We start from the raw sequence: 21,855 nt of genomic DNA, 5'->3' as shown, positions 1-21,855 counted from the left end.
AAGCTGGGCTTTGTTTTTGGGGCTCTATTTCAAAGGTTATTCATCCGCATAGATTTTTACACTCAACTCGCCTTGAGTGTTGATACCCGCCCGGTACATGCCGGAACTGTTCATCGCAAAATGCAGTTCTCCCTCGGCATCGATAGCAATCAAACCACCTTCCCCACCCATGGCTTTTAGATCGCCCTGAATCACTGTCTCACAGGCGGTATGTACATCTTCTTTGAGATAGCGTATTCGTGCCGCCACATCTTCTGCGACGCGTTTACGAATAAAGAACTCGCCCATGCCCGTGGTAGAAACCGCAACTACACCGTTTTCAGCCACGGTTCCACAGCCGATCAACGCTGAATCACCAATCCGACCGTATTTTTTGTTCGTCACGCCACCCGTGCTGGTCGCCGCCGCTAAGTTACCATGCTGATCCAAAGCAACCGCACCGACCGTTCCGTGTTTACGATCATCAGGATAACGAGACTCAGAAAGCGCGAACTCCCCTTTCTCTCGCATCGAGATCAGCTGTTCGTAACGTCGATCAGTAAAGAAATAATCTTGTTCTGTATATTGGTGACCATTTTCAAAGGCGAATTTTTCGGCCCCCTCCCCAACCAGCAGGACATGATTGCTCTTTAGCATCACATCTCGCGCCAGCTCAATCGGGTTTTTAATATGCCTGACACCCGCCACCGCACCAGCAGCCAAATTACTGCCATCCATGATTGAAGCGTCCATCTCAACCATTTCATTGTGTGTTAATACTGAGCCTTTACCAGCATTGAAGTGAGGGGAATCTTCCAGCACTTTGACTGCAGCAACGACCGCATCGAGTGACGCGCCGCCGTTCGCCAATATCTGATGACCCGCTTTTGCGGCAGCTTCCAGATCCGTCAAAATAGCTTGTTGCAGTGAATCACTCATTTGTTCACGTACTATTGTGCCAGCGCCGCCGTGAATGGCGATGGAGAATGGTTTGTTCATAACGTTACCAACAACTGAATTAACTATTCAGCACTAAACATCAGATAAACAAAAAGCGCAAGTTGACGATCAACTTGCGCTTTTTCATTCAGAATTTAGAAGGTGTTAACTGCGAATTAGTGAGAACCGCAGCTACCGCCGCCACAACAGCCGCCTTCATGATCATGGTCGTGATCGTGGTCATGATCGTGACCACCACAACAACCACCACCTTGGTGGATGTGACCGTGTTCGATCTCTTCTGCAGTTGCTTCGCGAGTTGCTACGACTTCAACTTCAAACGTCAGTGTTTGACCAGCAAGCATGTGGTTACCATCAACCACTACTTCTTCGCCGTCTACTTCTGTTACTTCTACAGGGATTGGACCTTGATCAGTATCCGCTAGGAAACGCATACCTACTTCGATTTGGTCAACACCCTGGAACACTTCTGCAGGAACACGTTGAACAAGCGCGTCGTTGTGCTCGCCGTAAGCATCTTCAGGAGCTACAGTTGCAGAGAACTTGTCGCCTGCCACTTTACCTTCAAGTTCTTTTTCAAGACCTGTGATTAGGTTGTTGTGACCGTGAAGGTAATCAAGAGGTGCTTCAGTTGTTGATTGATCAACAACAACACCGTCTTCCAACATTACTTTGTATGCAAGGCTTGCAACAACGTTCTTTTCGATTTTCATACTAACTCCAGAGAGATTAATTGACTTAACCTGAACGGGGTTAAGTACTGAGTTGATACGGTGTATTATGGGGATCTATTATCGAAGTTCAATTACTCCGGCTTAAAAATCCCGATCATTTCCTGCCCTGAGTGTTTATTTTTCTCTACAGATTGCGGTTTACGCTGCTCTGTATAATCACACTCAACGCACTCTACCAACTCAATGTTGTTCTCTATCCACCAGCGTAGGGTATCTTGCTGGCTGCACTGTGGACAACTTGCACCAGCAATAAAACGTTTTTTAATTTTCACGCTATTTCCTTATCTTGAACCTAAGTTCAAGTACTACTTCCAATGATTGGGCGACTGATGATCGCTTTCCATTTCACGACCAAAAATTTCTTCTAGCTCTTTACGAGCTTCTTTCGCTCTTTGAGCGAGTTTCTTATCTTCACTGTGTTGAGGCAGTAAGTCTTTAAGCATAGCATTATCTAACTTACGAAAATGTGCTTCTGCCCGCTTTGCTTGATATGGGTGCATGCCGAGTTCTACAAGCGTCTGACGACCAAGATCAAGAGCCCCTAAGAAGGTTTCACGCGAGTAGTTTTGCACACCATGGCTCATCAGCTGGTAGGCTTCAACCCGGCTTCGGGCTCGAGCAAGTAATTTAAGCTTAGGAAAATGTGCCCGGCAGATGTCGACGATCGCCATGACTTCATCTGGCGAATCAGTACAAATCACCAAGGCTTCCGCTTTATCCGCGCCAGCTGCGCGCAACAAATCAATCTGGGTTGCATCACCATAAAACACTTTGTAGCCATATTTACGTAGCAGGTGAATTTGGCTGGCATCACTTTCTAATACCGTCACTTTAATTTTGTTGGCATACATCAAACGCCCAACCACCTGACCGAAACGACCAAAACCCGCGATGATTACCCGTGGACGACGGTCGACCACATTGCTGGTGACGCTTTCTTCTTCTTGGTTAAGCGTATGTGCAAACCACTTCTTTTGTCCCATCAAAATGAGCGGCGTGGTCACCATCGATAAACTGACCACGACCAACAAAAACGCCACTTGCTGTTGAGTTAAGATGCCTTCCTGGCTCGCCGCTGTGAAAATCACGAACGCAAACTCCCCGCCCTGGCTCAAAATGGCCGCCATACGGCTACGTGCTTTTGTGCGAACACGGGCAGCACGCGCCAGTGCGTACAGAACCAACCCTTTCACCGATACCAATACCACAACTGCAGTAAGGATCTCCAAAGGTTGCAGAGCCAGTAAACCAAGGTTCACCGCCATACCAACAGCAATGAAAAACAACCCGAGTAGCAAACCTTTAAAAGGCTCGATAGCTATCTCTAACTCATGACGATATTCACTTTCCGCCAGTAGTACACCAGCCAGGAAGGTGCCAAGCGCCATCGATAAGCCCAGCTTTTGCATCACAACCGAAATGCCCAGAACAACCAATAAAGCTGCAACGGTAAATAGCTCACGCACCCCGCTCATGACAACAAATCGAAACAGAGGACGCAGCAAGAAGTGGCCGCCAATCAGCAATGCAATAACGCTGCCGAGCACCGTCAATACATCTAACCAATCTCCGCCAGTTTGTCCCCCGGCTAACAGAGGCAGTATGGCCAACATCGGGATGACGGCAATATCCTGAAACAGAAGAACTGCAAAGCCTGACTGCCCGGTCTCCGTGCCATTCAGCCCTTGCTCTTCAATCACTCTCAACGCAATAGCGGTTGAAGACAGCGCCAGTCCCATCCCAATCACCAGGCTCACTTGCATGCTCAACCCGAACAAACTGACAATACTGCCGATAACAAATGTGGTCACCACAACCTGCGCACCACCAAGTCCTAAAATCGGCCCTCGCATCTGCCACAGTTTTTTGGGATTCAATTCGAGGCCAATTAAGAACAGCAGCAATACGACCCCGAGCTCAGCAAAGTGCAAAATTTCATCTACATCACTGATCAACCCTAATCCCCATGGGCCAATCAAGACGCCCGCTAATAGATAGCCCAGCACCGAGCCCAGACCAAGTCGCTGGGCGAGTGGTACGGCGATAACCGCAGCGGAAAGGAACACCACACTGCTTTGAAGAAACTCACTGGTGACTGCCATGCTGAACTCCCTGTTCGTTTGCTGCGTTCCAGTCTTTCAAAGGATCGCCCAACCATCGACGATACTGCTCCGCATGGTCATAACGCTCAATATCGGAGACATTTCGTGACCAATACAGAACCAGTGGTTCCAGCCAATGCATTTGACACAGTGCCGCAGTCAACTCAAATGGCTGAAGAATCTGCTCTAACGGATATTTGTTGTAGCCTTTAGTACTGAATGCTTCCTCTTTGCCGCCCGTAGTGATCACGCTGCGCCAGTATTTCCCTTTCAGAGCGCAACCATCTCCGAACGCAAAGCCTTTACCAAGCACGCGATCCAGCCACTCTTTTAACAAAGCAGGACAGGAATACATATAAAGAGGATGATGAAATACGATCACATCATGCGCCATCAAGAGCTCATGTTCGTGGCTAATATCAATAAAGAAGTCTGGATACGCACCATACAGATCGTGCACCGTTACGTGATCAAGTGATTGAATTCTCTTTATCATCACTTGATTGGCAATCGAGTTATAGGGTTCTGGGTGTGCATAGATAACCAGAACTCTTGGGGGGCTAGACGCTGTTATAGCCAAATGGTCGTCCTTGTGGTCATTTTTATCCGTTATCAAAATGTTATACGTTTTTGTGCAGCATAATGCAATTCGTGCGCAGAGATCGACTTTTAGCGCCAATACCCCTACTATTCACCGCTAGATAACGACCTTAGTGACAAAGCAACGCGCACTGCGCAAAGTGAATGACGACTCTATGATTACCTTTTCTGATATTCAGTTACTGCGTGGCGGTAAACCTCTTTTAGATCAAGCTTCTGCGACTATCCATCCCGGAGATAAAGTCGGCTTAGTGGGCAAAAATGGCTGTGGTAAGTCCACCCTGTTTGCTTTGCTAAAAGACGAACTGTCCATTGATGCTGGCTCATTCAGCCAACCACAGCACTGGGAACTGGCATGGGTAGCACAGGAAACCCCGGCGCTGGAACGCAGTGCATTAGAGTATGTCATTGATGGCGATCGTGAATTTCGCGGCCTTGAACAGCAACTCGAAGCGGCTGAAGAGCAAGACAACGGTACTCTGGTTGCGGAAATTCACGGCAAAATCGAAACCATTGGTGGTTACAGCATTCGCGCCCGTGCAGCAGAGTTGCTTGATGGCTTAGGGTTCAGTCAGGAACAGATGAGCTGGAGTCTGACTCAATTTTCTGGTGGTTGGCGTATGCGCCTTAACCTGGCTCAAGCGCTGCTTTGTCGGTCAGATTTACTATTGCTCGATGAGCCAACCAACCACTTGGATTTGGATGCGGTAATGTGGCTGGAACGCTGGCTACAAAACTACCCGGGTACGCTGATTCTGATCTCGCACGACCGTGATTTTCTCGATCCTATCGTGGGACGCATCATCCACATCGAGAACCAGCAGCTCAATGAATACACGGGCAACTACTCGTCATTCGAAAACCAGCGCGCACAAAAAATGATTCTGCAGCAAGCTATGTACCAAAAGCAGCAGAAGCAGATGTCGCACATGCAAAGCTACATCGACCGATTCCGCTACAAAGCGTCCAAAGCACGTCAGGCGCAAAGCCGTATTAAAGCACTGGAACGCATGGAGAAAGTGCTACCAGCGCAGTTCGATAACCCGTTCAGTTTTGAATTCCGTGAACCTGCCGCTTTGCCAAATCCAATCATGATGATGGATGATGTCTCGGCAGGCTACGATGACAACTTAATTCTGGAGAAAATCCGCCTTAACCTAGTCCCGGGCAGCCGCATCGGTCTACTTGGTCGTAACGGCGCGGGTAAATCAACGCTGATCAAACTGCTATCTGGCGAGCTCAAAGCACAAGGCGGCGACCTGACCTACTCACAAGGCGTGAAGATTGGCTACTTCGCTCAGCACCAGCTTGAAACTCTCCATCCGGAAGAAACGCCGCTGCAACACATGATGCAAATCGCGCCGGATCAAACCGAGCAACAATTGCGTGACTACTTGGGTAGCTTTGGCTTCCAGGGCGACAAAGCGCTGGAAAAAGTTGCACCATTTTCCGGTGGTGAAAAAGCACGTTTGGTCTTGGCATTGATCGTTTGGCAGAAACCAAACCTGTTACTACTCGATGAACCAACCAACCACCTAGACTTAGACATGCGTCAGGCATTAACGATGGCGTTGCAAACGTTCGAAGGCGCAATGGTGATCGTGTCGCACGACCGCTACCTGTTACGTGCAACGACAGATGACTTGTATCTCGTTCATGACCGCCAAGTTGCGCCATTTGATGGTGACTTAAATGACTACTACAAATGGCTAACAGAGCAACAAAGAGTTGAGCGTAAAGAGGCGCAGGCATCGCAACCCGCAAAGGACACCGCCAACAGTGCCTCTGCCAAAAAAGAGCAGAAGCGCCGCGAAGCCGAATTTCGTAAACAAACGGCACCAATTCGCAAAACGCTGACACAATTAGAAAATAAAATGGATAAGTTGGGTGCAGCACTAGCAAAAGCAGAAGAGCAATTGGCGGATAACTCACTGTATGAAGCCGAAAATAAAGCTAAACTAAATGAAGTGTTAGCGCTTCAATCATCGAGCAAATCAGAGCTCGAAGAAGTTGAGATGGAATGGATGTCTGTTCAGGAAGAGTTAGAGCAGATGGAGCTAGAGTTTAATCAATGACAAATAAGCACGCAGAATACACCCTTACCTTAGAGCATCTATGGCAATTCAGTTTGCAGTTTTATGGTGTCCGGGAAGTAAAAGAAGCGTGCTTATCATTACAAAACAACTATCACGGCAACGTGAATCTGTTACTGCTGCTCCGATGGCTCGATGAGCAGCAGCTTATCTTCCAAGAAAAAGACTGGCATTTGGTTCAAAGCTGTCTAGGCCGAAGTGAGACCTTGCTACACTCTTTTCGCGACCTGAGACGCCACCTCAAATCTCAAGTCAATGATGCATTGTATCGCGAAACACTGCAGTTTGAGCTTCAGCTAGAAAAACAGCAGCAATCCGATTTAGTCGACTGCATCAACTCGCTCAGCCTGATAAAAAACGACGGTGATCCTCTCACACTCAGATATTGCCGTCAGTTAGGCGGTGAACATTTACAACAAGCTTTTGCTATCCCAGTGCCAAATATTCACCCGCCAAAGCATCCATAAATTGTATTAAACAACGTGGAATGCTGGTTCCTTGAACTGGCTCCGGTGACAACACTCTGAATCCTGCATCTTGAAGTCATTTAGGTATAAAGTACCTATAATATTTATAAAGGATTATATTAATAAGTTCTCCCATGGATGTTGGAGGACGCATAAGAGCAGTTAGGTATGACACAATTTTTAGCAGCCGCTGGGATGAAAAACCCACACCTCCAGACCCTTCTACCACGCTTTATTCGTAAAAAAGCGTTGTTTGCCCCTGTCTGGCAAACGCTGGATACCACGGATGGCGATTTTCTCGATATCGCCTGGAGTGAAGATCCAAACAAAGAAACCGCTCAGCACAAACCTATTTTTATCCTGTTTCACGGCTTGGAAGGCTGCTTCTACAGCCCGTATGCCAACGGACTCATGAACGCGTTTGCTCAGTCTGGCTGGCTTTCGGTGATGATGCACTTTCGTGGCTGTAGTGGGAAGCCAAACAAAAAAGCCCGCGCTTATCACTCAGGAGAAGTGACAGACGCTCGCTTTTTCCTTGAACATCTTGAAAAGCAATTTCCGGACAACCCTAAAGTCGCCATTGGTATTTCCTTAGGGGGAAATATGCTGGCAAACTACCTAGCGCAATATCAAGATAACCCGATACTGAAAGCGGCAACGATTGTGTCTGCTCCTCTCGACTTAGCGGCTTGCGCTAACCGCATTGAACAGGGTTTTTCCAAGGTTTACCGCCGCTATTTGCTTTCATCTTTAAAACGGAACGCCTTACAAAAGCACACGTTACTCCATGGTGAGCTGGCGCTCTCTTACAATTCAATCAAGCGTGTCACGCGCTTACAAGAGTTCGACGATTTGATCACCGCCCCTCTGCATGGGTTTAAAGATGCTCAAGACTATTACACCCAATGCTCTGGGTTGAGCAAGTTACAACAAATCAAACTGCCGACGCTGATCATTCACGCTAAGGATGACCCATTTATGACTGATGAGGTTATCCCTAAGTTTGTCCTGCCTGCCAATATTGACTATCGCCTGTATGAACACGGCGGGCATGTTGGTTTTATCTCAGGGTCTGCATTAAAGCCGAAGTTTTGGCTGGAAGAAGCGTTGCCTTCCTATTACGAGAGTATCGCTGCGGATCACCTTTCTGCTGTATCGAAACGTAAGACACAGTAGACTTGGAGAAGTTGGCCTTTAGAACTGATTTTTTTGCTGAAAAGGTCAACAAATCCTACCCACTCGTCATAAAATTTTGAGGTATTTATGATCATTCCTTGGCAAGACATTGCGCCAGAAACACTGGAAAACCTGATTCGTGAATTTGTTCTGCGTGAAGGGACAGATTACGGCACGCTGGAAGTATCTCTACAAGATAAGATCGACCAAGTTAAATTACAGCTAGAGAAAGGCGAAGCGGTTATCGTGTATTCCGAACTGCATGAAACGGTAGATATTCAATTAAAAGCAAAGTATTAAGTCTTTTCCCCAAGCCCTTCACACTTTACCGTACCCCACCCGATGACAAGCCGTTGTTACGTGCTATAGTGGACTATCACTTGTGCAGTGGATGCCTGCTGCACTTAAAGGAAAGTAATTTTCGACAAGGTTTGTCATGTCAGCTAAACACCCAATTATTGCAGTTACCGGCTCATCCGGAGCCGGCACGACCACTACATCTGAAGCCTTCCGTAAGATGTTCAATATGATGAACGTCAAACCAGCCTGGGTTGAAGGTGACAGCTTCCATCGCTTTACTCGCCCGGAAATGGATATCGAAATTCGTAAAGCGCGCGAGCAAGGCAGACACATCAGCTACTTTGGTCCTCAGGCCAATGACTTTCCTGGCTTGGAAAAGTTTTTCCGCCAATATGGCGAAGAAGGTACTGGCAGCATACGTCGCTATCTGCACACTTTTGATGAAGCAGTACCGTATAACCAGATGCCAGGCACTTTCACCCCGTGGCAAGACCTACCAGACAACAGCGACGTACTCTTCTATGAAGGGCTGCACGGTGGCGTGGTCGATGGTGAAGTGAATGTATCGCAACATGTCGATTTTCTGATTGGCATGGTACCGATTGTGAACTTGGAATGGATCCAAAAATTCGTCCGGGATACGCGTGACCGCGGCCACTCAAGAGAGGCCGTCATGGACTCCATCGTACGCTCGATGGATGACTATCTGAATTACATTACTCCGCAGTTTTCACGTACTCATATCAACTTTCAGCGCGTGCCAACCGTGGATACATCGAACCCACTCAACGCGAAAGGCATCCCGAGTCTGGATGAAAGTTTTGTCGTCATCCGACTACGTGGGATCAAGAATGTCGACTTCCCTTACCTGTTGGCCATGATTGACGGCTCGTTTATGTCACGTCACAACACGATAGTCGTGCCGGGCGGTAAGATGAGTTTTGCAATGGAGCTGATCGTGAGGCCTATCCTACAACAACTGATAGAAACAGGAAAAATTGGCTAAAAATCTCGCTTTCGGAGTGTTTACTTTTCATACCGTGATCATGTGCACAGTTTTGCGTACAAAATAGCAACCATGGCACGATTAAAATCAAGAAATCATCCTAGAAAAAGGATACTATTTCTTACCGAAACACAAGATAGCTTGCAGCATATAAAAAGTGCTCTTATTCTAGTAAGCCTGATTCAGGCTTAGCTAAAATATGGATAGCGCAAGCGTACCCTGCAGAGGAAGTGAGATATTATGGTTCTAGGTAAACCTCAAACCGACCCGACATTAGAGTGGTTTCTTTCACACTGTCACATTCATAAGTACCCTTCAAAGAGCACGCTGATTCACGCAGGTGAAAAAGCTGAAACCTTGTACTACATCGTTAAAGGTTCTGTTGCGGTTCTTATCAAAGACGAAGAAGGTAAGGAAATGATCCTTTCTTACCTAAACCAAGGAGACTTTATTGGTGAACTTGGTCTATTCGAGGAAGACCAAGAGCGCACAGCTTGGGTTCGAGCTAAATCTCCTTGCGAAGTTGCTGAGATTTCTTTCAAGAAATTCCGTCAGCTTATCCAAGTAAACCCAGACATCCTAATGCGTCTTTCTGCGCAGATGGCTCGTCGCCTTCAAGTAACCAGCCAAAAAGTGGGTGACCTAGCGTTCCTAGACGTAACTGGTCGTATCGCTCAGACGCTTCTGAACCTTGCAAAACAACCAGACGCGATGACTCACCCAGATGGCATGCAAATCAAGATCACTCGTCAAGAAATCGGTCAAATCGTTGGCTGTTCTCGTGAGACAGTTGGTCGTATCTTGAAGATGCTAGAAGAGCAGAATCTAATCTCTGCGCACGGTAAAACTATCGTAGTTTACGGTACTCGTTAATCTAAGATTCGAGTAGCGCAAATAAAGAATAAAGCCACCAATGGCAACATTGGTGGCTTTTTATTTAGATCAGAAAAACGTATTGCTAGCCAAAAGAGCCTTAACCGTTAGTGCTCTCAAAGATTTTATCAGCCGAAGCTGCAACAAAACCCGGATAAAGCTCACCATTGTCCATTGGGTAGCGTTTCGCGAACTCGTAGAAACCACCCGGGATGATCTCCGAACCCTCGGTAAAGTTAACCGGCACTTTATCTGCCATGGTTGAAGACTGTTCTAACAGGACTTCAGGCGAGCCTTTCACTTCGCCACCCGACTCGTTAATCACAAATCCAGCTTGGCGTAAGTGATCGTTCACTTGCTTCACTTCATCATGCTGATTCAGTTGATTTACACTTACCGTGAAGTGGTTAGCGCCGTATCCATGAGCCGCCAGCCAGGACGCGTATTCACTCTCTTTTGCCAAAACCTGGTAATCTGCAAAACTGAGATCCCATAAGCGGCCGCCATGTAAAAATGCGCTATCTGCGAGTTTATCTGCATCCACTTGTGCTGCCAGTTTAGCAACAATCGCTTGTAGCTCTGGCGAACACTCTTCTACTTTGAGCTCACTGATGAACACTTTAGGCTGTTTTGGGTCTGGGTGCTCGTAGTGCTTAGCGACAAGCTTTTTGCTTTCAAATACATAGTCACCACACGCCTTGTAACCAATCGCTAAAAATGGCTTCGCCAGCGTCTCAATGCCAAGAGGCTCAACATTGAATGTGCGCAGTGCAATATGGTCGTTAATCAAAGACTCATCTTCTTGAAGAAGTTGATGAACTTTAGCAGCAGAGGGGCAAAGACGCTGAATGTAGTCTTGCCATAAAGATTCAAATAACACATCAGGGGTCATAACGGCTCCTTGTTACGAGATGTAGGGTAAGAATGTTGGCGGCTCGTTCACAGCGCTAACGCTGTCCAGAATAATGAACGAGCAGCCTAACCTGTGATGAAGTATCAGTCAGTCGTACACTCATTTTTAATTATTTTCATGCCGACCTCATTAAGACTCCATACTTTAATGATGCATCGGCAATCCGAGCCACGAAGTACCGCCGTGGCTCTATTTCTGAAACTTAAAGTTCTACACCTGGGCTCAATGTCGCAGGAAGTAGTGTTTCGCCACCTTCCATTGATGCCATTGGGTAAGCACAGTAGTCAGCCGCGTAGTATGCGCTTGGACGAAGGTTACCAGATGCACCAGGACCACCAAACGGCGCGTCACCACTTGCACCAGTCAACTGACGGTTGCGGTTTACGATACCTGCGCGGATGTGGTCAACAAAGTATTCCCACTCTTGGTCGTTAGTTGAAACCAAACCTGCTGAAAGACCAAAGCGAGTATCATTCGCCAGTTCCACTGCTTTTTCCAAGCCTTCGTAACGTACAACTTGCAGCAGTGGGCCGAAGTATTCTTCATCTGGCAACTCAGCGATATTCGTCACATCAATGATGCCCGGAGAAACAAACGCCGCTTCACCCGCTTTCGCTTCGATTAGGCTCTCTCCACCCAGTGACTGTAGGTTAGCTTGCGCATCAAGAATGAACTTCGCCGCCGCCACAGAAATTTGTGGTCCCATAAACGGTGCTGGTTCTGCAAATGGTTGGTCTACGCGAATCTTATTCGTCGCTTCAACCAATTTAGTAATCAATGCATCACCTTTTTCACCAAACGGTACGTACAGGCGACGTGCACAGGTACAACGCTGGCCAGCACTGATGAATGCAGATTGAATGATGGTGTAAACCGTTGCGTCTAGATCACCGTAGTTATCAGAGATAACCATTGGGTTGTTACCGCCCATTTCTAGCGCTAACATTTTGCCAGGTTGACCTGCAAATTGGCGGTGCAGAATGTGGCCAGTGTTTGCACTACCGGTAAATAGGACACCGTCGATGCCTTTCGCATCCGCAAGAGCAATACCAGTCTCTTTCGCGCCTTGAACCAGGTTAATCACACCTTTAGGCAGACCTGCTTCTTCCCACAATTTCATCGCCAGCTCGCCAGTCCAAGGCGTTTGCTCTGATGGTTTGAATACCACTGTATTACCAGCTAAAAGAGCAGGAACAATGTGGCCGTTTGGCAGGTGACCTGGGAAGTTGTAAGGGCCAAATACCGCCATCACGCCCAAAGGACGGTGACGCAGAACGATTTGGTTACCCGCAGCTTCACGCGTTGCTTCACCAGTACGCTCATGGTAAGCGCGGATTGAAATTGCGATCTTACCTGCCATTGCAGCCGCTTCTGTGCGGGTTTCCCAAATTGGTTTACCCGTTTCTTTCGCGATCACTTCAGCAATTTTTTCGCTGTTTTCTTTCACTTTTTCTGCAAACGCCAGCACGATGGCTTCGCGCTCTGCAAATGGACGATTTTTCCAGTCAACAAAAGCAGCACGAGCCGCCGCTACAGCTTGGTTTACTTGCTCAGCCGTCGCACCTTTGCCGTGCCAAATCACTTCCTGATTGTATGGAGACAGTGACGTAAACTCTTCACCCTGACCCTGTACCCATTCACCTGCAATCCAATGTGTCATTGTTACTATCCTTAAATTCTGTCGTCTGTTACTGCGGTAGAAGGCGAACGAAGTCCCCTTCCTCGACTAAAAGTGCGTCGGCAAGTTCTGGTGCTAGTACAACACTCTGTGTTTCAGGGTCATACGCTGCTTTTGCTGCTGCGGCACGGAAGTTCTCGAATGATGCGTTACACATCAGGAAGTCTTGCGTGCTGTTATGCGCTGCGATTTTTACGCGAGCACGGAACGAATGGCGCACAGATTCAACATTGCGCAGATCGCACTCTACCGTTGGACCTGCATCGAAAATGTCGACGTAGCCACGGTTAGTAAATCCTTCACGCTCCAGAAGTTTGAGTGCCGGACGCGTTTTGTCATGCACCTGGCCAATCACCGCTTGTGCTTCTGGGCTGAGTAAGTTGATGTAGATTGGCAGCTTAGGCATTAAGTCCGCGATAAAGCCTTTCTTACCAATACCTGTCAGGTAGTCCGCAAGAGTGAAGTCAATCGAGAAGAAGTGTTCTTGTAACCACTGCCAGAATGGAGAATTACCATTTGCATCAGAGACACCACGCATCTCAGCAAAAATGGTTTCAGAGAAACGCTCTGGGTGCTCTGCCATCATTAAGAAACGGCATTTAGACATCAGGCGACCATTCAGACCCTGGCGGAATTTCTCACGCAAGAAAAGAGTACAGATTTCGCTGTTACCCGTGTAGTTATTACCAAACGTCAGCAACTTCACTACATTATTCACGCCTAACTTAGGCGATGAGTGAACGACTTTACTGATGTGGTAAGAGTAGAAAGGTACATCCCAACCAATAGATGCTTCGATTCCGGTCGTACCTGCAACTTCACCCGTTTCAGAGTCAAAGCCGACCATTAGGTAGCCTTCATCACCCGGCTCATTTACGTCCGGTTTGCTAAAGCTGTACTCTGAATGTTTGATTCGATTGGTTAACAGTTCTTCGTTAACCGGTAGAGATGTAAATCCGTGACCAGACTCAACCGCACAAGTGTGCAGCGAATCATAATCCGACATCGCGATAGGGCGAACTACTAGCATCAATACTCCCTCCAGATGCAAGAAAATCCTAATAAACCTTAACCAGGGATAAGAAAGTCGTAACAACTTCAACTTTCATTTCGTTACTAAAGCCTTGAGTCGGTGCTGACTGGCTTAAATTATCCCGAGTTGAGGTTATTTATATTTTAGGAAAAACTCCCCCGTCAGAAATCCTTAACGGGGGTAAATACGTTGACGTTTATTCTGTTGTATCGCTTACACTAAAGTCGCGATCGCTTTATCCAGTTTCGCCAAACCTTCTTCAATTTCTTCTTGTGTAATAACCAGTGATGGTGTGAAACGCACGACGTTCGCGCCCGCAATCAGTACCAACAGGCCTTCTTTACCCGCAGCGACCAATACATCACGTGCGCGACCTTTCCATTCTTCGTTCAGTGCTGCACCTAGTAATAGGCCTTTACCACGAACTTCTGAGAAGATGTTGTATTTTGCGTTGATCGCTTCCAAACCTTCACGGAACATTGCTTCACGCTCAAGAACGCCAGCCAATGTTTCAGGCTTAGTGACTTCGTTTACCACCGCTTCGGCTACTGCACATGCCAGTGGGTTACCACCGTAGGTTGAACCGTGAGTACCAACTTTAAGGTGCTCAGCCAGTTTTGCCGTTGTTAGCATTGCGCCGATAGGGAAACCGCCACCTAGTGATTTCGCTGTGCTTAGAATATCTGGTGTGATGCCAAGACCTTGGTACGCGTAGAAGTGACCTGTACGGCCGTTACCTGTTTGAACTTCATCAAAAATCAATAGTGCGTTGTGCTTGTCACACAGCTCACGTACTGCTTGAGCAAATTCTGGTGTTGGTGGCACGATACCGCCTTCACCTTGTAGTGGTTCCATCATCACTGCACAGGTACGGTCTGAAATGTGCGCCTGAAGCGCTTCAATGTCGTTGTATGGTAGGTGTGTTACGTCACCTGGCTTAGGACCAAAACCATCAGAGTAAGCTTCCTGACCGCCCACCGTTACCGTAAAGAACGTACGGCCGTGGAAGCCTTGTTTGAATGCGATGATTTCTGATTTTTCAGGACCATGTACATCGGCAGCGTAACGACGAGCCAGTTTTAGTGCCGCTTCGTTCGCTTCTGCGCCAGAGTTAGCAAAGAAAACACGCTCAGCAAAGCTCAATTCTGTCAGCGTTTTAGCCAGACGAAGAGCAGGCTCGTTAGTCATTACGTTACTTAGGTGCCAAAGCTTCTTGCCTTGCTCAGTTAACGCTTCTACCATCGCAGGGTGACAATGACCCAGACAGCTCACCGCAATACCACCAGCAAAGTCGATGTATTCATTACCTTCCTGATCCCAGATACGTGAACCTTCACCTTTCACTGGGATCATTTCCATTGGGTTATAACAAGGTACCATCACCTCATCGAATAAACCGCGCTCTACTTTAATTTCCGTTGTCATCGCACATTCCTTCTTAATACCGCATGCTTAGCAGATAAGCGAACTTAATCGGTTCCCTTTACCAGCAAATAATGTTTTGCATTTAAGCTATCGCGGCATTGTATTTACATTCAATTAACCATTTCAATAGTGATTTATTCTTTTTACATTGACTCAAAACTGCCAATAATCACCACTCGTGATTATTTATGCATGAAGAAACAAAAATAGCGAAGATTTTTTTTATAAAAGGCTGGTAATACAGGAGCTAGAAGGAGAAAAAAGAAATGAATAAGGCGAGGCAGAATAGTGAAACGCATAGTTTTGCAATCCACTCATACCGCCTAAAAGATGAATTATTTGTTAAGAAAAGTGATCAAGATCAGATCAGTTCACGCGCTAGAAAGTTTGCCAGCAGTTCATGGCCCTGTTCTGTTTTGATAGATTCAGGATGAAATTGCACCGCATCAATGGGCAGCGTCTTGTGTTGGTAGCCCATGATTTCATCCATACTGCCGTCTGGCAGTTCCGTCCAGGCGGTCAATTCAAACACATCAGGCAATGTTCCATTCTCAACCACAAGAGAGTGGTAGCGCGTCACAGTAAGAGGATTATTGAGGTTTTTAAACACACTGCGGCCATTGTGACGTACCGGAGAGGTTTTGCCATGCATCACCTGTCGCGCACGTACCACGTTTCCACCAAAGGCTTGAGCAATGGCTTGATGCCCCAAACAGACACCCAGAATTGGCAGCTTACCAGCAAAGTGCTTAATCGCTTGTAACGAGATCCCCGCTTCGTTTGGCGTACAAGGACCAGGAGAGATGACTAAGTGAGTCGGATTAAGTGCTTCAATTCCCTGAATATCGATTTCGTCATTGCGCACTACCTTTACCTCTGCGCCAAGTTCGCAAAAATACTGATAAAGGTTATAAGTGAAAGAGTCGTAGTTATCGATGATCAACAACATAAGGTGTCGCTTGCTCCCAATCCGTTTGGCATTACCGTCTCAACCACACTTTTGTGATATATGGAGGGCGGTATTTTGCAACACCAAACCAGAAAGGCAAGTTTTTACTGAATAAAAAGCCCGTATATACTCACACGCGAAGTCTATTCACGGTCAACAGATCAAAAAAAGCTCCGCATTACGGAGCTTTTTAGAAGACTGTGTACTTAACGCTATGACTATGGACGAGTCACAAAACCTACCGCTGCGTAAGCTTTCTTCAACGTCTCTGCTGCACGAGCCGATGCTTTTTCTGCACCTTGCTTCATCACTTCATCCATATAAGCACGATCGGCACGAATACGGTGGTATTCAGCCTGAATTGGCTCAAGCATAGCCACAACCGCTTCACCAACGTCTTTCTTGAACGGACCGTACATTTCTACACCTTTGTACTTCGCTTCGATTTCTTCAAAGCTCATACCTGTCGCCGCTGAGTACAAGCCCATTAGGTTTGCGATACCCGCTTTGCTCTCAATATCGTGACGAATGCTTGGTGGTGTTTCTGTGTCTGTTTGCGCTTTGTTGATCTTCTTAATGATCGACTTAGGCTCTTCAAGCAGCGTGATAACGTTCTTACGGTTATCATCTGATTTAGACATCTTCTTCGTCGCGTCCTGAAGGCTCATTACGCGCGCATTTACCGTCGGGATATATGGCTCAGGAACCGTAAAGATTGGGCTCTCTGGCGAATAGATGTTGTTGAAACGCGTTGCGATATCACGTGCTAGCTCAAGGTGCTGCTTCTGGTCGCTACCTACTGGTACCTGATGTGCGCCATAAAGCAGAATATCCGCAGCCATAAGCACTGGGTAATCAAACAAACCAACATTCACGTCGTTCGCGTAGCGAGCTGATTTGTCTTTAAACTGAGTCATACGGCTCAGCTCACCCATCTGAGTGTAACAGTTAAGAAGCCAACCTAGTTGAGCATGCTCTGGTACGTGTGACTGAACGAATAGCGTGCTCTTCTTAGGGTCAACACCCACTGCCAGACAAATCGCCAGTGCATCCAGAGTTGCTTCATGTAGCGCTTTAGGGTCCTGACGAACCGTAATCGCATGAAGGTCTACTACACAATATTGGCAATCATAATCGTCTTGCATCTGGTGCCATTGACGTAGAGCACCCAAGTAGTTACCGATACTTAGTTCACCTGAAGGTTGAACACCACTCAATACAATGGGTTTGCTCATTAGAATGATTCCTTTGACTTCTTAATCTAATTAAATGAAAAACCGCGCACTTTTTGATGCACGGTTAGCTCAGTGTACTCATTAACAAGTATTTTGGAAGATTTTTTGTCGCGCTTATGCAGAAACGGCGACAACTTCCAATAATTCCGACATCTTGTCTGCGACAAAGTCCGGATTTGATGCAGAAATTGGCTCACCATGGTTGTAACCGTAAGTTAAACCAAATGAGGTACAGCCTGCGTTTTTCGCGGCAAGGATGTCGTTTTTCGAATCCCCTACCATTAACATTTCGCCCGGTTGAATCTTATGTTTTTCCATCAACCAGTTCAGTGCCACTGGGTTTGGTTTTTTCTCAGGGAAAGCATCACCGCCCAACACATCGACAAAGTAATGGGCAATGCCATGTTGCTCTAGGATATGCGGTACAAACTTTGAAGGTTTGTTCGTAACGACTGCAAGGGTAAAACCCGCCTGGTGCAACTCTGCCAGTGTCTCTTTTACTGTTGGGTAAAGGTGACTCAGTTTATGACCGCTCTGCTCGTAAAACTCATCAAACAGTTCTCGCGCTTCTGCACGTAGCTCTTCATTCAGTTCAGGGTTGATGGTCAGACTTTGACTCAATGAGCGACCAATGAGTACATCTGCGCCATTCCCGACATAGTCACGAACTTGCTCTATTGAGACCGATGGGTAACCAAGTGCCTGAACAGCCTGGTCTGCCGCGATGGCCAAATCGGGTACGCTATCAAGCAATGTACCGTCTAGGTCAAAGGCGATGAATTTTATAGATTGTTGAGTCATAACTTCCCTACGCATGAGCTAAAAATAACAAAGGATGGTTGCCCATCCTGAGTTTTGGTCATTGTCACTGACCTTTAAAATTGGTTCTACGCCTATTTTGAGGCTAGTCGCTGACGCACCGCTTCAAACAAACAGATGCCAGACGCAACCGACACATTCAGGCTTGATACACTACCTGCCATTGGGATTTTAATCAAATCATCGCAGGTTTCACGTGTCAAGCGGCGCATACCATCGCCTTCCGCGCCCATTACAATTGCCAGAGGCCCTGTCAGTTTCGCTTGGTAAATATCGTGTGTCGCTTCACCAGCAGTACCAACAAACCAGATGCCTTGCTCTTGCAGCGTGCGCATCGTGCGAGCTAGGTTAGTTACACGAATCAGTGGCACAACTTCAGCTGCGCCACACGCGACTTTACTTACTGTCGCGTTCATCGGTGCTGAACGATCTTTTGGCACTATAATAGCTGCTACGCCAGCAGCATCCGCATTACGCAGACACGCACCAAGATTGTGTGGATCAGTCACACCATCCAGCACAAGTAAAAGCGGTGATTCATGTTGCGCCAGAATCGCATCAATATCATTTTCATTCAGCTGCTTCGCCGCTTTTACGCGTGCGATGATGCCTTGGTGGTTCGCACCTTGTGCTTTATCATCCAAGGTCTTACGTGTCATTTGCTGAATGGAAACGCCACATACCTGTAAATCGTTCAGGATTGGCATTAAACGATCGTCTTGGCGCCCTTTCAGCACGTACGCTTCGATAAATCGTTCTGGTTCACGTTCCAATACCGCTTTCACGGCATGAATACCGTAAATAAAATCGTTACTCATTATTTAACCTGTTGTTCTGATGACACCAATCGGAATCAATCTCATAAGTTGGTATCAGAGCCTTAGCCAGTCCAGCAACCACCAGACTGGCTATTCAGCCTACGACTCGTCTTGTTTCGAGCGTTTGGTTTTCTTTGGCTTACTGTGTGGCTTTTTCTTACTCGCTTTTCTTACTTTAGGCTTCTTTTTGCCTTCCGTTTCACCATTCCTAGTACCGCGCTTAGGACCATTGCGCTGGCCTCCTGCTGCACTTTCTTCCGGGCGTTTGGTCGGTTCAATTGCAGGAACGGCACGCACTGCACCGCCTTCTTTCGATGAAGAACGTGTTGCTGCGCGTTTTTTCTCTTTCGCTTTACGTTTTGCTTCTGCCGCTCGTTTCTTCGCGGTCTTACCTTCGCCGCGTAGCTTACGACTTGTTTCGACCAATTCAAAGTCAATTTGTTTATCATTTAAGTTTACGGCTAACACTTTGACTTTTACCGCGTCACCTAAGCGATAGATATTACCGAAGCTTTCACCGATAAGTCTTTGACCAATCGGATCAAACTGGTAGTAGTCATTTGCCAAGGTCGAAATGTGCACTAAACCATCAATATGCAGATCGGTTAAACGAACAAAGAAACCAAAACTGGTCACGTTAGCGATCACACCGTCTAACTCATCCCCAACATGGTCTTGCATGTACTCACATTTCAGCCAGTCGGCGACGTCGCGAGTTGCATCATCGGCTCGACGCTCAGTCATGGAGCATTGTTCACCATAGAAGTCCATGTCATCAAACGAGTAATGGTAGCCACCGGTTGGTGTCCAGCGATCTTGATTTCGGCCTTCGTGTTTGGCAATCAGATACTTGATAGCTCGGTGCAACAACAAATCAGGGTAACGACGAATTGGCGAGGTAAAGTGAGCATATCGCTGTAACGCCAGACCAAAGTGACCGGCATTGTCAGCGTTATACACCGCTTGTTTCATCGAGCGCAGCAACATGGTTTGAATCAACTCTTGATCCGGACGATCGCCAACTTGGCTCATCAGATGCGCGTAATCGGTTGGTGACGGCTCCAGGCCACCGCCAAGCTCTAGACCCAGCTCGGCAAGGAAATCACGGAAGCCCATCAGGCGTTCTTCCCCAGGCGTTTCATGGATACGGTATAACGCAGGCTCTTTGGCTTTTTCCACCAGCGATGCCGACGCAATGTTCGCCATGATCATGCACTCTTCGATCAGTTTGTGGGCATCGTTACGTTCCACAGGTTCAATGCTTTCAATCTTGCGCTCAGCATTGAAGATGAACTTGGTTTCGACGGTTTCGAATTCAATCGCACCACGCTGCTCACGAGCTCCTTTCAGCACTTTGTACATGCTGTGCAGTTCTTCCAGATGCGGAACCAGCGCTTTGTAGCGCTCACGAAGCTCTTCGTCGCCTTCCAAAATGTGATGCACTTTGGTGTAAGTCAGACGAGCATGTGAATTCATCACCGCTTCATAATGCTTGTAACCCGACAGCTTACCCGTTTCTGAAATAGTCATCTCACACACCATACACAAGCGATCCACTTGTGGGTTCAGCGAGCATAGACCATTAGAAAGCACTTCCGGCAACATTGGGACAACCTGAGATGGGAAGTAGACTGAGTTACCACGATTGATCGCTTCTTTGTCCAAAGCCGAATCCGGACGCACGTAGTAACTGACGTCAGCAATGGCAACCCAAAGACGCCAGCCACCGCTTTTCTTCTTCTCACAGAAAACCGCATCATCGAAGTCACGCGCGTCTTCACCATCAATCGTGACGAGTGGCAACTCGCGCAGATCAACACGACCTTCTTTAGCTTCTTCCGGAACTTCTTCCGTTAGGTTAGCGACTTGCTGATTGACCTCTTCAGGCCATTCATGAGGAATTTGATGGGTACGAATCGCAATTTGTGTCTCCATACCCGGCGCCATGTTTTCGCCCAGTACTTCGACCACTTTGCCCATCATGCCGCGCGAGCGAGAACCACGATCGGTGATTTCAATCACCACGACGTTACCCATACGGGCACCCGCTTTGTGTTCATTCGGGATCAGAATATCCTGACTGATGCGCGAGTCATCAGGTACAACATACGAGTAACCATATTCAAGGAAAAAGCGTCCGACGATTTGATCATTGCGCTCTTCAAGCACACGCACTAAGCGACCTTCACGTCGACCACGTTTGCTGTTGTCAGTTGGCTGAACCAGCACATAATCGCCATGAATAATGTTCTTCATCTGATGGTGTGGAAGTACAATATCATTATCCTTGCCGACACTGCCTTCTGGACGCACCCAGCCGTGACCGTCTTTATGGCCGATCACGTAACCTTTCACCATTTCCAGCTTTTCAGGTAATGCGTAGCACTGACGACGAGTGAACACTAGCTGGCCATCTCGTTCCATCGCACGTAAACGACGACGCAACCCTTCGTATTGCTCTTCGCCTTCTAGCTTTAGCGCTTCAAACAGGTCATTGCGGTTCATTGGAACGCCTGCTTGGGTTAAGAACTCGATAATGAACTCTCGGCTTGGAATTGGATTTTCGTAATTCTGGGATTCACGATCTGCGAATGGATCGTTTGGAATATTGTCTGACATAGGCACGCCTATCTAGCAAGGAAGGTATAGAGCTAGTATATCCGAGTCTCTCGATAAGCTACAGAATTGCTTTGAA

At 47.3% G+C, this 21,855-nt stretch carries 20 protein-coding genes; 6 read left to right on the top strand and 14 right to left on the bottom strand.

Going from position 1 to position 21,855, the window contains the following annotated elements:
• Positions 1–36 precede the first annotated feature (36 nt).
• The 5 genes from V1U08_RS22435 to kefG form a co-directional block, all read right to left on the bottom strand.
• The gene (locus V1U08_RS22435) at positions 37–978 is read right to left on the bottom strand and encodes an isoaspartyl peptidase/L-asparaginase family protein (RefSeq protein ID WP_330471443.1); all 942 of its coding nucleotides are present in this window, start codon (positions 976–978) and stop codon (positions 37–39) included.
• A 116-nt stretch (positions 979–1,094) separates the two neighbouring features.
• On the bottom strand, positions 1,095–1,652 hold the full coding sequence (gene slyD / locus V1U08_RS22430) for a peptidylprolyl isomerase (protein WP_014233180.1): 558 nt from the start codon (positions 1,650–1,652) through the stop codon (positions 1,095–1,097).
• A gap of 92 nt (positions 1,653–1,744) precedes the next feature.
• Entirely contained in the window at positions 1,745–1,945 is a 201-nt protein-coding gene (locus tag V1U08_RS22425) for a YheV family putative zinc ribbon protein (RefSeq protein ID WP_014233181.1), read from the bottom strand.
• Between the two features lie 33 nt (positions 1,946–1,978).
• A complete protein-coding gene (gene kefB, locus V1U08_RS22420) occupies positions 1,979–3,775 on the bottom strand; it encodes a glutathione-regulated potassium-efflux system protein KefB (protein ID WP_330471442.1) in 1,797 nt (598 codons plus the stop codon).
• Positions 3,759–4,355, bottom strand: a complete 597-nt coding sequence (gene kefG / locus V1U08_RS22415) for a glutathione-regulated potassium-efflux system ancillary protein KefG (RefSeq protein ID WP_330471441.1) — start codon at positions 4,353–4,355, stop codon at positions 3,759–3,761. Before kefG ends, kefB begins: the two co-directional genes overlap by 17 nt.
• Before the next feature lie 175 nt (positions 4,356–4,530).
• Between kefG and V1U08_RS22410 the strand changes: the two genes are divergently transcribed.
• From V1U08_RS22410 to crp, 6 genes are all read left to right on the top strand, one after another.
• Positions 4,531–6,450 carry an ABC transporter ATP-binding protein gene (locus V1U08_RS22410; protein WP_014233184.1) on the top strand — a complete coding sequence of 640 codons (1,920 nt, stop codon included), beginning with the start codon at positions 4,531–4,533 and terminating at the stop codon, positions 6,448–6,450.
• On the top strand, positions 6,447–6,935 hold the full coding sequence (locus tag V1U08_RS22405; RefSeq protein ID WP_014233185.1) for a TIGR02444 family protein: 489 nt from the start codon (positions 6,447–6,449) through the stop codon (positions 6,933–6,935). Before V1U08_RS22410 ends, V1U08_RS22405 begins: the two co-directional genes overlap by 4 nt.
• Positions 6,936–7,103: 168 nt before the next feature.
• Positions 7,104–8,111: a hydrolase gene (locus tag V1U08_RS22400; RefSeq protein ID WP_065297459.1), complete on the top strand. Its 1,008-nt coding sequence runs from the start codon at positions 7,104–7,106 to the stop codon at positions 8,109–8,111.
• Positions 8,112–8,198: 87 nt separating this feature from the next.
• Positions 8,199–8,411, top strand: coding sequence for a YheU family protein (locus V1U08_RS22395; protein WP_014233187.1), 213 nt, complete (start codon positions 8,199–8,201; stop codon positions 8,409–8,411).
• Between the two features lie 136 nt (positions 8,412–8,547).
• Positions 8,548–9,417 carry a phosphoribulokinase gene (locus V1U08_RS22390; protein WP_014233188.1) on the top strand — a complete coding sequence of 290 codons (870 nt, stop codon included), beginning with the start codon at positions 8,548–8,550 and terminating at the stop codon, positions 9,415–9,417.
• Between the two features lie 240 nt (positions 9,418–9,657).
• Entirely contained in the window at positions 9,658–10,290 is a 633-nt protein-coding gene (gene crp / locus V1U08_RS22385; protein WP_005381432.1) for a cAMP-activated global transcriptional regulator CRP, read from the top strand.
• Positions 10,291–10,390: 100 nt separating this feature from the next.
• Here the strand turns inward: crp and V1U08_RS22380 are convergent, their stop codons facing one another.
• The 9 genes from V1U08_RS22380 to rnr form a co-directional block, all read right to left on the bottom strand.
• A complete protein-coding gene (locus V1U08_RS22380; RefSeq protein ID WP_330471440.1) occupies positions 10,391–11,182 on the bottom strand; it encodes a DUF1338 domain-containing protein in 792 nt (263 codons plus the stop codon).
• A 223-nt stretch (positions 11,183–11,405) separates the two neighbouring features.
• Positions 11,406–12,863, bottom strand: coding sequence for a succinylglutamate-semialdehyde dehydrogenase (gene astD / locus V1U08_RS22375; RefSeq protein WP_330471439.1), 1,458 nt, complete (start codon positions 12,861–12,863; stop codon positions 11,406–11,408).
• Between the two features lie 28 nt (positions 12,864–12,891).
• Entirely contained in the window at positions 12,892–13,911 is a 1,020-nt protein-coding gene (gene astA, locus V1U08_RS22370) for an arginine N-succinyltransferase (protein WP_014233191.1), read from the bottom strand.
• Positions 13,912–14,127: 216 nt separating this feature from the next.
• Positions 14,128–15,339: an aspartate aminotransferase family protein gene (locus tag V1U08_RS22365; protein WP_014233192.1), complete on the bottom strand. Its 1,212-nt coding sequence runs from the start codon at positions 15,337–15,339 to the stop codon at positions 14,128–14,130.
• A gap of 361 nt (positions 15,340–15,700) precedes the next feature.
• Entirely contained in the window at positions 15,701–16,288 is a 588-nt protein-coding gene (locus V1U08_RS22360) for an aminodeoxychorismate/anthranilate synthase component II (protein ID WP_014233193.1), read from the bottom strand.
• 218 nt (positions 16,289–16,506) lie between these two features.
• Positions 16,507–17,523, bottom strand: a complete 1,017-nt coding sequence (gene trpS / locus V1U08_RS22355; protein ID WP_014233194.1) for a tryptophan--tRNA ligase — start codon at positions 17,521–17,523, stop codon at positions 16,507–16,509.
• A gap of 114 nt (positions 17,524–17,637) precedes the next feature.
• The gene (locus V1U08_RS22350; protein WP_330471438.1) at positions 17,638–18,324 is read right to left on the bottom strand and encodes a phosphoglycolate phosphatase; all 687 of its coding nucleotides are present in this window, start codon (positions 18,322–18,324) and stop codon (positions 17,638–17,640) included.
• A 92-nt stretch (positions 18,325–18,416) separates the two neighbouring features.
• Positions 18,417–19,160 carry a 23S rRNA (guanosine(2251)-2'-O)-methyltransferase RlmB gene (rlmB, locus tag V1U08_RS22345; RefSeq protein WP_014233196.1) on the bottom strand — a complete coding sequence of 248 codons (744 nt, stop codon included), beginning with the start codon at positions 19,158–19,160 and terminating at the stop codon, positions 18,417–18,419.
• Between the two features lie 99 nt (positions 19,161–19,259).
• Positions 19,260–21,779 (bottom strand): ribonuclease R, encoded by a 2,520-nt coding sequence (gene rnr / locus V1U08_RS22340; protein ID WP_330471437.1) that lies wholly within the window; start codon positions 21,777–21,779, stop codon positions 19,260–19,262.
• Positions 21,780–21,855 lie beyond the last annotated feature (76 nt).

Source organism: Vibrio sp. YYF0003 (assembly GCF_036350715.1).
In the GTDB taxonomy this organism is placed as follows: domain Bacteria; phylum Pseudomonadota; class Gammaproteobacteria; order Enterobacterales; family Vibrionaceae; genus Vibrio; species Vibrio natriegens.
Note: the sequence above shows the minus strand (reverse complement) of the source record. Positions and strands in the feature narration are given on the sequence as shown.

What these genes read in the sequence shown, in the direction of transcription:
- V1U08_RS22435 (WP_330471443.1), bottom strand. Translation starts at nt 978, where the DNA reads ATGAACAAACCATTCTCCATCGCCATTCACGGCGGCGCTGGCACAATA.
- slyD (WP_014233180.1), bottom strand. Translation starts at nt 1,652, where the DNA reads ATGAAAATCGAAAAGAACGTTGTTGCAAGCCTTGCATACAAAGTAATG.
- kefB (WP_330471442.1), bottom strand. Translation starts at nt 3,775, where the DNA reads ATGGCAGTCACCAGTGAGTTTCTTCAAAGCAGTGTGGTGTTCCTTTCC.
- V1U08_RS22410 (WP_014233184.1), top strand. Translation starts at nt 4,531, where the DNA reads ATGATTACCTTTTCTGATATTCAGTTACTGCGTGGCGGTAAACCTCTT.
- V1U08_RS22405 (WP_014233185.1), top strand. Translation starts at nt 6,447, where the DNA reads ATGACAAATAAGCACGCAGAATACACCCTTACCTTAGAGCATCTATGG.
- V1U08_RS22400 (WP_065297459.1), top strand. Translation starts at nt 7,104, where the DNA reads ATGACACAATTTTTAGCAGCCGCTGGGATGAAAAACCCACACCTCCAG.
- V1U08_RS22395 (WP_014233187.1), top strand. Translation starts at nt 8,199, where the DNA reads ATGATCATTCCTTGGCAAGACATTGCGCCAGAAACACTGGAAAACCTG.
- V1U08_RS22390 (WP_014233188.1), top strand. Translation starts at nt 8,548, where the DNA reads ATGTCAGCTAAACACCCAATTATTGCAGTTACCGGCTCATCCGGAGCC.
- crp (WP_005381432.1), top strand. Translation starts at nt 9,658, where the DNA reads ATGGTTCTAGGTAAACCTCAAACCGACCCGACATTAGAGTGGTTTCTT.
- V1U08_RS22380 (WP_330471440.1), bottom strand. Translation starts at nt 11,182, where the DNA reads ATGACCCCTGATGTGTTATTTGAATCTTTATGGCAAGACTACATTCAG.
- astD (WP_330471439.1), bottom strand. Translation starts at nt 12,863, where the DNA reads ATGACACATTGGATTGCAGGTGAATGGGTACAGGGTCAGGGTGAAGAG.
- astA (WP_014233191.1), bottom strand. Translation starts at nt 13,911, where the DNA reads ATGCTAGTAGTTCGCCCTATCGCGATGTCGGATTATGATTCGCTGCAC.
- V1U08_RS22365 (WP_014233192.1), bottom strand. Translation starts at nt 15,339, where the DNA reads ATGACAACGGAAATTAAAGTAGAGCGCGGTTTATTCGATGAGGTGATG.
- V1U08_RS22360 (WP_014233193.1), bottom strand. Translation starts at nt 16,288, where the DNA reads ATGTTGTTGATCATCGATAACTACGACTCTTTCACTTATAACCTTTAT.
- trpS (WP_014233194.1), bottom strand. Translation starts at nt 17,523, where the DNA reads ATGAGCAAACCCATTGTATTGAGTGGTGTTCAACCTTCAGGTGAACTA.
- V1U08_RS22350 (WP_330471438.1), bottom strand. Translation starts at nt 18,324, where the DNA reads ATGACTCAACAATCTATAAAATTCATCGCCTTTGACCTAGACGGTACA.
- rlmB (WP_014233196.1), bottom strand. Translation starts at nt 19,160, where the DNA reads ATGAGTAACGATTTTATTTACGGTATTCATGCCGTGAAAGCGGTATTG.
- rnr (WP_330471437.1), bottom strand. Translation starts at nt 21,779, where the DNA reads ATGTCAGACAATATTCCAAACGATCCATTCGCAGATCGTGAATCCCAG.